This window comes from Microbacterium sp. SD291 (assembly GCF_017355365.1).
Lineage (GTDB): Bacteria > Actinomycetota > Actinomycetes > Actinomycetales > Microbacteriaceae > Microbacterium.
Genome location: NZ_JADIJR010000017.1, coordinates 21,592 through 35,557, shown reverse-complemented (window position 1 = coordinate 35,557; position 13,966 = coordinate 21,592). Strand labels below are relative to the sequence as shown.

The 13,966-nt window shown below is 68.7% G+C and carries 15 protein-coding genes; 12 read left to right on the top strand and 3 right to left on the bottom strand.

Annotated features, from left to right (window positions below):
- Window positions 1-76 precede the first annotated feature (76 nt).
- Window positions 77-1,192 carry a mannose-1-phosphate guanylyltransferase gene (locus IPV10_RS10845; RefSeq protein ID WP_207483641.1) on the bottom strand — a complete coding sequence of 372 codons (1,116 nt, stop codon included), beginning with the start codon at window positions 1,190-1,192 and terminating at the stop codon, window positions 77-79.
- Between the two features lie 217 nt (window positions 1,193-1,409).
- Here IPV10_RS10845 and sdhC point away from each other — a divergent pair, with 217 nt between their 5' ends.
- From sdhC to IPV10_RS10810, 7 genes are read left to right on the top strand one after another with little or no spacing between them, the layout of a single operon-like run.
- Complete coding sequence (sdhC, locus tag IPV10_RS10840; protein WP_192628033.1) at window positions 1,410-1,844, top strand: succinate dehydrogenase, cytochrome b556 subunit; 435 nt, start codon at window positions 1,410-1,412, stop codon at window positions 1,842-1,844.
- Complete coding sequence (locus tag IPV10_RS10835; protein WP_207483638.1) at window positions 1,844-2,287, top strand: succinate dehydrogenase hydrophobic membrane anchor subunit; 444 nt, start codon at window positions 1,844-1,846, stop codon at window positions 2,285-2,287. Before sdhC ends, IPV10_RS10835 begins: the two co-directional genes overlap by 1 nt.
- A gap of 19 nt (window positions 2,288-2,306) precedes the next feature.
- Window positions 2,307-4,133, top strand: coding sequence for a succinate dehydrogenase flavoprotein subunit (gene sdhA, locus IPV10_RS10830; protein ID WP_207483636.1), 1,827 nt, complete (start codon window positions 2,307-2,309; stop codon window positions 4,131-4,133).
- 2 nt (window positions 4,134-4,135) lie between these two features.
- Window positions 4,136-4,894 (top strand): succinate dehydrogenase iron-sulfur subunit, encoded by a 759-nt coding sequence (locus tag IPV10_RS10825; RefSeq protein ID WP_207483634.1) that lies wholly within the window; start codon window positions 4,136-4,138, stop codon window positions 4,892-4,894.
- A 47-nt stretch (window positions 4,895-4,941) separates the two neighbouring features.
- Window positions 4,942-5,781, top strand: a complete 840-nt coding sequence (locus IPV10_RS10820) for an exodeoxyribonuclease III (protein ID WP_207483632.1) — start codon at window positions 4,942-4,944, stop codon at window positions 5,779-5,781.
- Window positions 5,782-5,840: 59 nt separating this feature from the next.
- A complete protein-coding gene (trpS, locus tag IPV10_RS10815) occupies window positions 5,841-6,845 on the top strand; it encodes a tryptophan--tRNA ligase (RefSeq protein WP_207483631.1) in 1,005 nt (334 codons plus the stop codon).
- Window positions 6,846-6,868: 23 nt separating this feature from the next.
- Complete coding sequence (locus IPV10_RS10810) at window positions 6,869-7,459, top strand: hypothetical protein (RefSeq protein ID WP_207483630.1); 591 nt, start codon at window positions 6,869-6,871, stop codon at window positions 7,457-7,459.
- A 46-nt stretch (window positions 7,460-7,505) separates the two neighbouring features.
- Here IPV10_RS10810 and pth read toward each other — a convergent pair whose 3' ends face one another.
- Together pth and IPV10_RS10800 are read right to left on the bottom strand one after the other, a co-directional pair.
- The gene (pth, locus tag IPV10_RS10805) at window positions 7,506-8,087 is read right to left on the bottom strand and encodes an aminoacyl-tRNA hydrolase (RefSeq protein ID WP_207483629.1); all 582 of its coding nucleotides are present in this window, start codon (window positions 8,085-8,087) and stop codon (window positions 7,506-7,508) included.
- Window positions 8,088-8,217: 130 nt separating this feature from the next.
- Window positions 8,218-8,829 carry a 50S ribosomal protein L25/general stress protein Ctc gene (locus IPV10_RS10800; RefSeq protein WP_207483628.1) on the bottom strand — a complete coding sequence of 204 codons (612 nt, stop codon included), beginning with the start codon at window positions 8,827-8,829 and terminating at the stop codon, window positions 8,218-8,220.
- A gap of 227 nt (window positions 8,830-9,056) precedes the next feature.
- Between IPV10_RS10800 and IPV10_RS17195 the strand changes: the two genes are divergently transcribed.
- From IPV10_RS17195 to IPV10_RS10780, 5 genes are all read left to right on the top strand, one after another.
- Complete coding sequence (locus tag IPV10_RS17195; RefSeq protein ID WP_278249335.1) at window positions 9,057-9,182, top strand: hypothetical protein; 126 nt, start codon at window positions 9,057-9,059, stop codon at window positions 9,180-9,182.
- A 457-nt stretch (window positions 9,183-9,639) separates the two neighbouring features.
- On the top strand, window positions 9,640-10,083 hold the full coding sequence (locus IPV10_RS10795) for an NAD-binding protein (RefSeq protein WP_242684876.1): 444 nt from the start codon (window positions 9,640-9,642) through the stop codon (window positions 10,081-10,083).
- A 57-nt stretch (window positions 10,084-10,140) separates the two neighbouring features.
- A complete protein-coding gene (gene gndA, locus IPV10_RS10790; RefSeq protein WP_207483627.1) occupies window positions 10,141-11,589 on the top strand; it encodes an NADP-dependent phosphogluconate dehydrogenase in 1,449 nt (482 codons plus the stop codon).
- Between the two features lie 126 nt (window positions 11,590-11,715).
- Window positions 11,716-12,444 carry a response regulator transcription factor gene (locus tag IPV10_RS10785; RefSeq protein WP_278249334.1) on the top strand — a complete coding sequence of 243 codons (729 nt, stop codon included), beginning with the start codon at window positions 11,716-11,718 and terminating at the stop codon, window positions 12,442-12,444.
- Window positions 12,445-12,470: 26 nt separating this feature from the next.
- Entirely contained in the window at window positions 12,471-13,946 is a 1,476-nt protein-coding gene (locus tag IPV10_RS10780; protein ID WP_207483626.1) for a cell wall metabolism sensor histidine kinase WalK, read from the top strand.
- The last annotated feature ends 20 nt before the right edge of the window (window positions 13,947-13,966 follow it).

The window sequence follows — 13,966 nt, the reverse complement described above, 5'->3', positions numbered from 1 at the left end:
ACACCGCCGCCGCAGACGCTAGCGAATGGTTACAAACCTGAAATCAATACTGCCGGTGAGCATGTGGGCATGCTCATCAGAGCACGTCGCCGCGGCCGGTGAGCTTGAGCGACTCCACGACGCCCTTCACGCGCTGGGCGTGCTCGACCGTCGTCACCAGAAGGGCGTCAGGGGTGTCCACCACGACGATGTCCTGCACGCCGACGAGGCTGATCACCCGTGACGTCTGGCTGACCAGGATCCCGCTCGCGGCGTCCGAGAGCACCCGCGCGTTCGGCCCGAGCACGGCGAGGTCGTTCTTCCGGCCGTTCGTGATGAGCTTGGTCAGCGACGCGAAGTCCCCCACGTCGTCCCAGTCGAAGTGACCGGGCACCACTGCCAGCCGCCCCCGGCGCGCCGCCGGCTCGGCGACCGCGTAGTCGATCGCGATCTTCTTCAGCCCCGGCCAGATCCTGTCGACGGCCGGTCCCCTGCGCTCGCGGTCGTCCCAGGCCTCTGCCAGCTCGACCAGCCCCGCGTGCAGCTCCGGCTCGTTCGTGGCGAGCTCCTCGAGCAGCACGCTCGCCTTGGCGATGAACATGCCGGCGTTCCAGAGATAGCCACGGTCGGCGATGTACGCCTTCGCCGTCTCGAGATCGGGCTTCTCCACGAAGCTCTCCACGAGCGCGGCCTCCCTGGCGCGCTCGACGACGAGCTCGGGCCCCTTCCTGATGTAGCCGAATCCGATCGCGGGCTCGGTCGGCGCGATGCCGATAGTGCAGATGTAGCCCTCGCGCGCGACCTCGACAGCGTCGCGCACGGCGAACTCGAACACGCGGGTCCCGCGGATCACGTGATCGGCGCTGAACGAGCCGATGATCACGTCGGGATTGCGCCGGTGCAGGATCGCGGCGGCCAGCCCGATCGCGGCAGCGGACTCGCGCGGCTCCGACTCGAGGAAGACGTTCAGGTCGGGGATGCCTGGGAGCTCCGACTCGACGGCCGCGCGGTGCGCGCGACCGGTGACCACGGCGATGCGATCGGGCCCGGCGAGCGGCTCCAGGCGGTCCCAGGTGTCCCGCAGCAGCGAGTGCCCCGATCCGGTGAGGTCGTGCAGGAACTTCGGCGCGTCGGCCCTGGAGAGAGGCCACAGCCGGCTGCCGATGCCGCCGGCCGGGATCACGGCGTAGAAGTCCTCGATGGGTTCGGTCATCCCGCCAGGGTACCTGCCGCCCACCATGTCGAAAGGCTCTCGACACCATGCAGAAAGGCTCTCGACACCGAACCTGTTAGGTTCGCCTTCGTCGCTCCCAGGCTTCTGACAGGAATAGGATGGACATCGATCGGCCGTGCCTGATGATCTGCCCAGGCTCACACTTGGACTTCCGCAGTGCACGCGACCGAGTCGATTCGATCCAGGGAGGACGACCGTGTCCACAAGCGCTCGCTTGACACCGTCGATTTCGGAAACCACTTCCAAGAGCCCCCGCGGAACCCTCTACCGGGGTCGCGAAGGCATGTGGTCGTGGGTGCTTCACCGCATCACCGGAGTCGCCATCTTCTTCTTCCTGTTGGTGCACGTGCTCGACACTGCGCTGATCAGGGTGTCGCCGGAGGCGTACAACGCCGTGATCGGCACCTATAAGAACCCGATCATGGCTCTCGGCGAGGTGGTCCTGGTGGCCGGCATCGTGTTCCACGCGATGAACGGCCTGCGCATCATCGCGGTCGACTTCTGGTCGAAGGGCGCCAAGTACCAGCGCCAGCTCTTCTGGGGCGTGCTCCTGGTGTGGGGCATCATCATGGCTGGTTTCGTCCCCCGCCATCTCATGCTCGCGTTCGCCGGCTTCGGAGGAGGACACTGATGGCCACGCAGACCGCCGTCGCGCCGGCGCGCCGCCCGCGCGGTGTCAACCTGGAGAAGTGGGGCTGGGTCTTCATGCGCGTCTCGGGCGTCCTGCTCGTCGTGCTGATCTTCGGCCACCTGTTCGTCAACCTCATGGTCGGCGACGGCATCCACGCGCTGGACTTCGCCTTCATCGCAGGCAAGTTCGCCACGCCGTTCTGGCAGTGGTGGGACGTCCTGATGCTGTGGCTCGCACTGATCCACGGCGCGAACGGCATGCGCACCATCGTGAACGACTACGTCACGACCGAGAAGGTCCGCAAGGTCCTGGTCTGGGCGCTCGGCCTCGCGGCGGGTCTGCTGATCCTCCTCGGCACGCTGGTCGTCTTCACGTTCGACCCGTGCCTCGGAGTGAACGAGGCGAGCACGCTGTGGGACACCTGCCAGGCGCTGGGCAAGTAGAAGAGAAGGCATACGAGAAGTGACTACCGAGACCCAGGATTCCGTCGTCCGCGACGGTGTGCACTACCACCAGTTCGACATCGTCATCGTGGGCGCGGGTGGCGCCGGCATGCGGGCCGCCATCGAGGCAGGGCCTGGCGCCAGGACCGCGGTGATCTCCAAGCTCTACCCGACGCGTTCCCACACGGGCGCGGCGCAGGGCGGCATGGCCGCCGCCCTCGCGAACGTCGAGGAGGACAGCTGGGAGTGGCACACCTTCGACACCGTCAAGGGCGGCGACTACCTCGTCGACCAGGACGCGGCGGAGATCCTCGCCAAGGAGGCCATCGACGCGGTGATCGACCTGGAGAACATGGGTCTCCCCTTCAACCGCACCCCCGAGGGCAAGATCGATCAGCGGCGCTTCGGCGGCCACACCGCCGAGCACGGCAAGACCCCGGTGCGCCGCGCCTGCTACGCCGCGGACCGCACCGGCCACATGATCCTGCAGACGCTGTTCCAGAACTGCGTCAAGCTCGGCATCAACTTCTTCAACGAGTTCTACGTGCTCGACTTGCTCACGGTGAAGGATGCCGACGGCAAGACGCAGGTGTCGGGCGTCGTCGCATACGACCTCTCGACCGGCGAGCTGCACGTCTTCCAGGCCAAGGCCGTGATCTTCGCGACCGGCGGCTTCGGCAAGATCTTCAAGACGACCTCGAACGCGCACACCCTCACCGGTGACGGCGTCGGCATCGTCTGGCGCAAGGGCCTCCCCCTCGAGGACCTGGAGTTCTTCCAGTTCCACCCGACCGGCCTCGCCGGTCTCGGCATCCTCCTCACCGAGGGCGCGCGCGGCGAGGGCGCGATCCTGCGCAACGCCTCCGGTGAGCGCTTCATGGAGCGCTACGCCCCCACCATCAAGGACCTCGCGCCCCGCGACATCGTCGCGCGCTGCATGGTCCAGGAGGTCGCGGAGGGCCGTGGCGCCGGCCCCGACAAGGACTACGTGCTGCTCGACTGCACGCACCTGGGCGCCGAGGTCCTCGAGACCAAGCTCCCTGACATCACCGAGTTCGCCCGCACCTACCTGGGCGTCGACCCCGTGGTCGAGCCGGTGCCGGTGATGCCGACGGCGCACTACGCGATGGGCGGCATCCCCACCAACAACAACGGCGAGGTGCTGGCAGACAACGACACCGTCGTTCCCGGCCTGTACGCCGCCGGGGAGTGCGCCTGCGTCTCGGTGCACGGTGCCAACCGCCTCGGCACCAACTCGCTGCTCGACATCAACGTGTTCGGCAAGCGCAGCGGCCGCAACGCCGTGGAGTACGTCAAGACCGCCGAGTTCGTGCCGCTTCCCGAGGACCCGGCCGGGTTCGTCAAGGGGATGCTCGAGGGCCTGAGGAACAACCAGGGCACCGAGCGCATCGCGGTCCTGCGCAAGACGCTGCAGGACGAGATGGACAAGGGCGCCCAGGTGTTCCGCACCCACGAGTCCCTGCAGCACGTCCTCGGCGTGATCGCGGAGCTCCGCGAGCGCTACAGGAACGTGCACGTCGACGACAAGGGCAAGCGGTTCAACACGGACCTCCTCGAGGCCGTCGAGCTGGGCTTCCTCCTCGACATCGCCGAGGTCGTCGTCTACGCCGCGCAGAACCGCGAGGAGAGCCGCGGCGGCCACATGCGCGACGACTTCCCCCAGCGCGACGACGAGAAGTACATGCAGCACACCATGGCCTACCTGACCGGTGACGCGCACTCGTCCGACCCGAGCGACCACATCAAGCTCGGCTGGAAGCCTGTCGTGTTCACGAAGAACGAGCAGGGCGAATTGAACTACCCGCCGATGGAGAGGAAGTACTGAGCATGTCGAACGCTGTCGCCGAGGTTCCGGCTGCGGACGCCGCCGTCCAGTCCTTCATCGTCACCTTCAACATCCGCCGCTTCGACCCTGAGGTCGACGCGGAGCCGCACTGGGTCGACTACGACGTGGAGCTGTACTCCACCGACCGAGTGCTGGACGCCCTGCACAAGATCAAGTGGGAGGTCGACGGCTCGCTGACGTTCCGCCGCTCCTGCGCGCACGGCATCTGCGGTTCGGACGCCATGCGCATCAACGGCCGCAACCGCCTCGCCTGCAAGACGCTGATCAAGGACCTGGACATCTCCAAGCCCATCTACGTCGAGGCGATCAAGGGCCTGCCGCTGGAGAAGGACCTCGTCGTCGACATGGAGCCGTTCTTCGCGTCGTACCGCGAGGTGCAGCCGTTCCTCGTCGCGAGCTCGGCGCCGGAGAAGGGCAAGGAGCGCGTTCAGACGATCGCGGACCGCGAGATCTTCGACGACACCACCAAGTGCATCCTGTGCGCCGCATGCACGTCCTCGTGTCCGGTGTTCTGGACCGACGGCCAGTACTTCGGCCCGGCCGCCATCGTGAACGCGCACCGGTTCATCTTCGACTCGCGCGACGACAACGCCGCCGTGCGCCTCGACATCCTCAACGACAAGGAGGGCGTCTGGCGCTGCCGGACCACCTTCAACTGCTCCGAGGCGTGCCCGCGTGGCATCGAGGTCACCAAGGCCATCGCCGAGGTCAAGCAGGCCGTGCTGCGCGGACGCCCCTGACCGACGCTGCGGCGACGGGTGTCCCACCCTCGCCCTAGGCTGGAACCATGCCTCATCTGCGTATCGCCTCAGTCAATGTCAACGGGATCAGGGCGGCCGCCCGCAACGGCATGAGCACCTGGCTCGACGCCGCCGAGGTCGACATCCTCACGCTGCAGGAGGTCCGCGGGCAGGACGAGCACATCGAGGCCGCACTCCCCGGCTGGTCGTTCGTGCACGACGAGGCGACCGCCAAGGGCCGGGCCGGCGTCGCGATCGCCAGCCGGACCCCGGCGCTGGCCGCACGCACCGAGTTCGGCGATGTCGACTTCGACTCCAAGGGCCGCTGGATCGAGGCGGACTTCCAGCTCGGCGACCGGCCGCTGACCGTCGTCAGCGCCTACGTGCACTCCGGCGAGGCCGACACGCCCCGCCAGGAGGAGAAGTGGAAGTTCCTCGACGCGTTCGGCATCCGCCTCGCGTCGCTCGCGTCCGACGGCGCCCTCGCACTGGTCACCGGAGACCTCAATGTCGGGCACCGCGAGCTCGACATCAAGAATTGGCGCGGCAACCGCAAGAAGGCCGGCTTCCTCCCTCGCGAGCGCGCCTACTTCGACCGGTTCCTCGGTGACGCCGGCGCCGAGATCGAATGCGTCGACGGCTCGGTGGGCACCGGGCTCGGCTGGGTGGATGTCGGCCGCCGCTTCCACGGTGAGATCGACGGGCCGTACACCTGGTGGTCGATGCGCGGGCAGGCCTTCGACAACGACTCGGGCTGGCGCATCGACTATCACCTCGCGACGCCGTCGCTCGCAGAGCGCGCCACCGCCTATCACGTGGCGCGCGCCGCGTCCTACGACCAGCGGTGGAGCGACCACGCCCCCGTGGTCGTCGACTACATCTGCTGAGCGCGCGTGCCGGACCGCTCCCGCGCGGAAGCGGTCCGGCATCCCCATAGGATTGACATGTGACCAAACCGCGCCTCTACTCAGGAATGCAGCCCTCAGCCGACTCCCTCCAGATCGGCAACTACATCGGGGCCCTCCTGCAGTGGCGCGAGCTGCAGGGCTCTTACGACGCGTACTTCTCGGTCGTCGACCTGCACGCGCTCACCGTCGCACAGGACCCGGCGGAGCTGCGCGAGAAGACGCGCCGCACGGCCGCCCAGTACATCGCGGCGGGAATCGAGCCGTCGCAGTCGACGCTGTACGTGCAGTCGCACGTGCGCGCGCACGCCGAGCTCGCCTGGATCCTCTCCACGATCACGGGCTTCGGCGAAGCCGGCCGGATGACGCAGTTCAAGGACAAGTCGGCGCGCTACGGCGCCGACGCCACCAGCGTGGGGCTCTTCACCTACCCGGTGCTGATGGCCGCCGACATCCTGCTGTATCAGACCGACGTCGTGCCGGTCGGAGACGACCAGAAGCAGCACGTCGAGCTCACCAGAGACCTCGCAGAGCGCTTCAACTCCCGGTTCGGCGACACCTTCGTCGTGCCGCGCCCGGTGATCCAGAAGGACACCGCGCGCATCTACGACCTGCAGAACCCGACCGCCAAGATGTCGAAGTCGGCCGAGAGCGACGCCGGTGTGCTGTGGATGCTCGACGACCCGGCGAAGTCGGCCAAGAAGATCATGCGCGCGGTGACGGACAATGAGGGCTCCGTGCGGTTCGACCGCGAGAGCAAGCCCGGCGTCTCGAACCTGCTGACCATTTACGCCGCCCTCACCGGGCGCCAGGTCGCATCGATCGAGGACGAGTACGCGGGCCGCGGGTACGGGGACTTCAAGAAGGGCCTCGCCGAGGTCGTGGTCGAGGAGTTCGGCCCGGTGCGCGAGCGCGCCCTGGAACTCCTCGACGACCCCGCGGAGCTCGACCGGATCCTCGCGGAGAACGCCGGCAGGGCGGATGCCGTGGCCGACGAGACCCTCGGCGCCGTGTACGACCGAGTCGGGCTGCTGCGGCGCGTCTGACGCGCCGGCCATAGGATGGGGGCGTGACTGATCCGCAGCTGCCCCCGCCGTACGGAGCCGTTCCCCCGGTGCCGCCCGCGCCAGGGTTCACGGCCCCGCAGCCGCCCGCGTTCACCGCCCCGCAGCCGCCGGCAGCCTATCCCGTGCCTCCGCAGGCCGCACCCCCGGGTGCCTACCAGGTCCCGGTGGGCGGCTATGCCGTGCCGGCCGGCGCCTACGCGGTGCCCGCACCCGTCGCGACGAGCTCGAAGCTCCCAGGCGTCCTCGCGCTCGTGTTCGCCCTCGTCGCCGCGGTCGTGACCCCGATCGTCGCGGGCGTCGCCGGGTTCGAGATCGGCCGACGCATCCCGAGCGGGCTCGACGCGAGCACGACGGAAGTCCTCACGGTCCTCTCCCCCGCCCGCGATCAGGTGCTCTGGGCGGAGATCTCGTTCTGGGCCGGCACGATCCTCGGTATCGTCGCGATCGTCCTCGGGATCATCGCCATCCGCAGGAAGCAGGGACGCGGCCTCGGCATCGGCGCCCTGATCGTCGCCGTGCTCGGGCCGATCGTCTTCGGCGTGGTCCTGCTGTTCGCCTTCGCCGCCGGAACAGCCACCGGATTCCTGCCGTAGCGGCCGTCCCTCCGCTCAGCGCTCGACGCTCAGCGCTCGACGCAGCTCAGCGCGGAGCGTGATGCTTCTGCTGAGCGGCGAGCAGCCCCTCGGCCACGAGGAGCTCGACCGCGTCCGCGGCATCCGACACCAGGATCGGCAGGTTCGCCCGCTCGTCCTTCCCGAAGGGTGAGAGCACCCAGTCGGCGGGGTCCTGGCGGCCGGCCGGCCGGCCGATCCCCACTCGCACCCGCGGGAAATCGGGGGTGGTGATGGCGCGCGCGATGTCGCGGACCCCGTTGTGCCCGCCGTGTCCGCCGCCGATCTTCAGCTTGACGGTGTCGAAGGGGATGTCGAGCTCGTCGTGCACGACGATGACCTGCTCCGCCGGCACCGAGTAGAACCGGACGAGAGCGGCGACAGGCGTCCCCGAGACGTTCATGAACGTGTTGGGCTTGGCCAGGACCAGCTTGTCGGCGCCGGGGCGGAGCCACGTCTCCACGACCCTGGCGCCGCCCTTGTGCTCGCGGAAGCTCTCGCCGCGACGGGCGGCGAGCTCGTCGACGACCATCTGGCCGACGTTGTGCCTCGTCGCCTCGTACCGCGGGCCGGGGTTTCCGAGCCCCACCACCAGCCAGGTGGATGCCATGTCCTCGTCCTCTCGTCCTGCGGGTCCCGGACCCGGTCAGGATACGACAGAGGGGGCGCGATGTGCTCGCGCCCCCTCTGCGGTGAAAATCGCCTGCGGTGGAACCGCTATGCGACGAGACCGGCGGAGATCACTCCGCGGCGGCCTCCTCGGCCGGAGCCTCGGCCTCGGCGGCGGGGGCTTCGTCAGCCTCCACGGGAGCTGCGGGGACGGAGATCGCGACGACGAGCACCTCGGGGTCGGCGAGCAGCGTCGAGCCCTTGGGCAGCGTGACGTCGGCGGCGGTGATGTGAGCGCCCTCTTCGAGGCCCTCGACCGACACCTCGAGGTGCTGCGGGATGTGCGTCGCCTCAGCCTCGATCGACAGCGTCGTGGCGTCGAGGTTCACGATGGTGCCGGCGGCGGACTCGCCGACGACGACGACGGGAATGTCGATGGTGACCTTCTCGCCCTTCTTCACGACGAGCAGGTCGATGTGCTCGATGATCTGGTGCACCGGGTCCTTCTGCACGTCCTTGACGAGGGTGAGCTGGTCCCCCTTGCCGTCGATCTCGAGTTCGAGGACCGCGTTGGCACGACGGATGATGAGCGAGACCTGGTGGCCGGGCAGTGCGACGTGCACGGGCTCCGTGCCGTGGCCGTAGATGACGGCCGGGATCTTGCCGGCGGCGCGGAGGCGACGGGCGAAGCCCTTGCCGAAGCTCTCGCGGAGCTCGGCGTGGACCTTGGTGTCTTCAGACATGAGGTTCTCCTTCGGGGCACGCAGCGAATCGGCCGCGCGGTGGTCTTGGAATTGTGATCTCGTGCGCAGACGCGTGAGGAAAGCCACCGGGCTTGCTTCGCCGCGTCGATAACGGACGTCCGCGCACGCGCGAAAGCGTCCCTCGCCGAGGTACTCCTCCAATGGTACCGGATGACCCGATAGGCTGAGGACACCCGCCCCCATCCACGCAGATCACGGAGAACCCCATGCTCGACGGCGCATTCCTCTCACACGCACTCGGATGGCTGATCGGCGCGATGACGGTGTGCGCAGCGGGTCTCACGTTCGCCGCGCTGTTCTCGCTCGGCCGCTCCGGCTACCGCAAGGACTGATGCCCTCCGATCTTCAGCCCTCGAGGCCGAAGTCGAGGAGCACCTTGCAGGAACTCGCCGGATCCGCGGCCAGAGTGCGACCCGGGTGGCGAACGCACCCTGGGTGTGCGGAAGATGCATCGCAGAACCCAGATAGCTGGACGCGGGCGCGAGATTGGGACGATCCTGCGGCCACGGGGTGACCCCGTCGCCGTGCGGTGTGAGCGGATGCACCGTCACGGGTGCGCCTGCGGCCGGTCCTGAGCCGTCTGATGCCGCGGCCTCGATGCGCAGATCGTCGGCGCCATGCGCCACGACGGCGAGATTCTTCATCCTGTGCTCCTTGTCGGTCATGCCGGCGGCGTGACGAGCTCGACGCCGGCGCATCCTGGGCCGCGACTCCTCGAGAGCTCGCCGCCGGAGTCGACGTGCTGCTCGTGATGCTCCCCGACCTCCCGCAGCTCGAGGCCCTCCTCGAGTGGACGGCGCCACTGCCGGCACGCTGTCGATCATGCTCGGCGGGGCCCCGGATGCCGCGGCCATCGCCGCCGAGATCCTGTCCGCCTGCGGGACCCCGGTGCTGCTGGGGCCGCTCCGCGCCGGCGAGGTGGCGAAGGCGTGCAACCAGCTCGTCGTCTCCGCGATGTGGGAGCTGCTCTCGGGCGGCTATGCCGGTTCGCGCCTGCTGGAGAGCCGCAGGGACAAGCTCGTCACCGGCGACGACTCGCCGTCGAGCATGGCCGTGTACATGGTGAAGGATCTTCGCTTCGCCGCCGACATCGCCGACGCCACCGGCACCTCGGCCGTCCTGCTGCCGACGCTGCGCGCCGCTTTCGACGAGCTCGTCGAGGCGGGGCTCGGCGAGCGCGACATCGCAGTATCTCGCCGGTTCGTGGCATCCCGCGACACACGGGCACGCTGACCTCGGCCGCCGCGATAATCTGAATCCATCCCCTACTTCACGATCGAGGAGCATTCTGTGCCCGAAGCATCTGCCAACATCGGAGTCGTCGGACTCGCCGTCATGGGCTCGAACCTCGCCCGCAACCTCGCCAGCCGCGAGGGCAACACCGTGGCGATCTTCAACCGCAGCTACGAGAAGACGCAGTCCGTGCTCGACGCGCACCCCGAGGCCGGGTTCGTGCCCGCTGCGACCTACCGCGAGTTCGCGGACTCGCTGCAGAAGCCGCGCACCGCGATCATCATGGTCAAGGCCGGCGGCCCGACCGATGCCGTGATCGATTCCCTGGTCGAGGTGTTCGAGCCCGGCGACATCATCGTCGACGGCGGCAACGCGTTCTTCCCCGACACGATCCGCCGCGAGAAGGCCGTCCGCGAGACCGGCATCAACTTCGTCGGCGCCGGGATCTCCGGCGGCGAAGAGGGCGCCCTCACCGGCCCCTCGATCATGCCCGGCGGCTCCGACGAGTCCTGGATCACCCTCGGCCCGATCCTGAAATCGATCGCCGCGATCGCCGAGGGCGAGGCGTGCGTCACGCACGTCGGACACGACGGCGCCGGCCACTTCGTGAAGATGGTGCACAACGGCATCGAATACGCCGACATGCAGCTCATCGCCGAGGCCTACGACCTCATCCGCCGCGGCACCGGCAAGACCCCCGCCGAGATCGCCGACATCTTCGCCGAATGGAACACCGGCGAACTCGAGTCCTACCTCATCGAGATCACCGCCGAGGTGCTCCGCCAGGTGGATGCCGAGACCGGCAAGCCGCTCGTCGACGTCATCCTCGACCAGGCCGGCGCCAAGGGCACCGGCGCCTGGACCGTGCAGACCGCCCTCTCCCTCGGCGTCCCGGTCTCCGGCATCGCCGAGGCGACCTTCGCCCGCTCCCTCTCCTCCCACCCCGAGCAGCGCGCCGTCGCCGTCAACCTCCCCGGTACGGACGAGGAGTTCACCGTCACCGACGAAGCCGCATTCATCGAAGACGTCCGCCTCGCCCTGTACGCCTCGAAGATCGTCGCCTACTCGCAGGGCTTCGACGAGATCCGCGCCGGCGCCGCGGAGTACGACTGGAACATCGACCTGGGTGCGATCTCGAAGATCTGGCGCGGCGGCTGCATCATCCGCGCGCAGTTCCTGAACCGCATCGCCGACGCGTACGCGGCAGAGCCCGAGCTCCCGGTGCTGATGACCGCGCCGTACTTCGCCGAGGTGTTCACCCGCGCCCAGGCCGCCTGGCGCCGCGTCGTCGTGACCGCCGCGCAGGCCGGCATCCCCGCACCGGCGTTCTCGTCGTCGCTGTCGTACTACGACGGCATCCGCGCCGACCGCCTCCCCGCCGCCCTCGTGCAGGGACAGCGCGACTTCTTCGGAGCGCACACGTACCGCCGCATCGACAAGGAAGGCACCTTCCACACCCAATGGTCCGGCGACCGCACCGAGATCGAAGCCATCGACACGCACTGACCCCTCTGCGACGAGAAGGCCGGGAACCCGTGGGTTCCCGGCCTTCTCGCATCTGCGGGGCATGCTCCCAGTCAACGCATAGAGCTTTCCATAGGAATCCCATAGGAGATTCCGCAGAATGGGTCCATGAGCACCGAGCATCCCGAAATGCGCCGCCCAGACGGCACACCCCTGCGCATCCTCGCCGTCGACGACGAGCAGATGCTGACCGACCTGCTTGCGATGGCGCTGCGGATGGAGGGCTGGGAGGTGCGCACCGCGTCGTCTGGTCTGGAGGCGCTGCAGGTCGCTCGCGAGTTCGAGCCCGATGCCCTCGTGCTCGACATCATGATGCCCGACCTCGACGGGATGTCGGTGCTGAGGCGCCTGCGCGAGGGAGGGAACCTCGTCCCCGTGCTGTTCCTGACCGCGAAGGACGCCGTCGGCGACCGCGTCGCGGGGCTCACCGCCGGCGGAGACGACTACGTCACCAAGCCGTTCAGCCTGGAGGAGGTGATCGCCCGCCTGCGCGCGATCATCAGGCGCACCGGTCACGCCACCACGGACGACGGCCAGTCGATCCTTCGGGTCGCCGATCTGACTCTCAACGAGGACAGCCACGAGGTCGTCCGCGACGGCACCGAGATCGAGCTCACCGCCACCGAGTTCGAGCTGCTGCGCTACCTGATGCGCAACGAGCGCAGGGTGCTGTCGAAGGCGCAGATCCTCGACCGCGTGTGGAGCTACGACTTCGGCGGCAAGTCATCCGTCGTCGAGCTCTACATCTCCTACCTCCGCAAGAAGATCGACGCCGGCCGCACTCCCCTGCTGCACACCGTCCGCGGCGTCGGCTACATGATCAAGGCGCCGCAGTGACGGCTTCGGGGATGACGCGGCGCCCGATGAGCCTGCAGACGCGGCTGATGACAGCCGTGATCGGGTTCGTGTCGCTCATCCTCGTGATCGTCGCCGTGATCACCAGCGCGACCCTGGGGCGGACGCTCGAGGACCAGCTGAGCGAGAGACTGGCGGGATACGCGACCGAGCTCAAGCGGTGGGTGGAGCAGGTCCCCGCCGAGGCTGCGACAGTCGAGAACGTACTCACTGGCAAGACCGCACAGGTACCGGGGCTGCTCTTCGCCGTCTCGAGCCCCGCCACCGGGACCAGCGGCATCATCCTCTCCAGCGACGAGAGCGAGCTGAGCGGCAGCGCCCGGGAGCTGACGAGCACCCAGATCCGTGAGATCAGCGAGGCGCTGGACGGCGGGCACCTCGCGACAGTGACGATCGACGACGCCGGTTCCTATCGCATCCTCGTGACGACCGCCAAGACGGGAGTGGTCGTGGTCACCGGCCTCCCGGCGGCCGAGATCCAGAACCAGCTCACGCAGCTGCTCACCGTGATCGTGCTCGCGACCCTCGGCGGCCTGATACTCCTCGCGCTCACCACCGCGATCACGATCCGCGTGAGCCTGCGTCCGCTGCGCGCGGTCGCCGCGACCGCCACCAGAGTCGCCAACCAGCCGCTCGACCGCGGCGAGGTCGAGATCACCGAGCGCATCCCTGCGTCCGAGGCCGACCCCCGCACCGAGACCGGGCTGGTCGGCGCCTCGCTGAACAAGCTCCTCGACCATGTGAACGACTCACTCGCGGCGCGGCAGAAGAACGAGGAGCGGATGCGCCGGTTCGTCGCCGACGCGAGCCATGAGCTGCGCACGCCGCTCGCCTCGATCCGCGGGTACTCGGAGCTCTCGCTGCGCGCGCTGAGCCAGCAGCAGGGCCCCGCCGTGATCGAGGGCACGACCACCTCGCTCGAGCGCATCCAGGCGCAGTCGCTGCGGATGACCCGCCTGGTCGAGGACCTGCTGCTGCTCGCGCGCCTGGATGAGGGCCGGGAACTCGTGCACGGGACGGTCGATCTCGCGCAGCTCGCGCTCGAGGGGCTCTCGGATGCCCGCCCGACGGCCGCCGACCACCACTGGAGCATCGAGGTGCCCGACGAGCCCGTCACTGTCGTCGGCGATGCCGGACGGCTCCACCAGGTGGTCGCGAACCTGCTCGCGAACGCGCGCACGCACACTCCGGCCGGCACCTCGATCACGCTGCGCGTCAGCCGCGACGAGGAAGAGGCCGTGCTCAGCGTGCACGACGACGGACCCGGCATCGACCCCGGCGTCCGCGAGGAGCTGTTCGCGCGATTCGCCCGCGGCGACAGCTCGCGCGCACGGCAGACCGGCGGCACGGGGCTGGGCCTCGCGATCGCGAAGGCGATCGTCGAGGGCCACGGCGGGCACATCGAGGTCGAGAGCGAGCCGGGAGGCACCACGTTCACGGTGCGGATCCCGGTGAGCCCTGCACCGGAGGGGCCTGCCGCCTGACGGGACAGGGTCGGTCCTGA

Coding starts and splice junctions, on each gene's coding strand:
- IPV10_RS10785 (WP_278249334.1), top strand. CDS start 11,716: ATGAGCACCGAGCATCCCGAAATGCGCCGCCCAGACGGCACACCCCTG.
- IPV10_RS17195 (WP_278249335.1), top strand. CDS start 9,057: ATGCTCGACGGCGCATTCCTCTCACACGCACTCGGATGGCTGATCGGC.
- IPV10_RS10825 (WP_207483634.1), top strand. CDS start 4,136: ATGTCGAACGCTGTCGCCGAGGTTCCGGCTGCGGACGCCGCCGTCCAG.
- IPV10_RS10800 (WP_207483628.1), bottom strand. CDS start 8,829: ATGTCTGAAGACACCAAGGTCCACGCCGAGCTCCGCGAGAGCTTCGGC.
- IPV10_RS10835 (WP_207483638.1), top strand. CDS start 1,844: ATGGCCACGCAGACCGCCGTCGCGCCGGCGCGCCGCCCGCGCGGTGTC.
- pth (WP_207483629.1), bottom strand. CDS start 8,087: ATGGCATCCACCTGGCTGGTGGTGGGGCTCGGAAACCCCGGCCCGCGG.
- IPV10_RS10820 (WP_207483632.1), top strand. CDS start 4,942: ATGCCTCATCTGCGTATCGCCTCAGTCAATGTCAACGGGATCAGGGCG.
- IPV10_RS10780 (WP_207483626.1), top strand. CDS start 12,471: ATGAGCCTGCAGACGCGGCTGATGACAGCCGTGATCGGGTTCGTGTCG.
- IPV10_RS10845 (WP_207483641.1), bottom strand. CDS start 1,192: ATGACCGAACCCATCGAGGACTTCTACGCCGTGATCCCGGCCGGCGGC.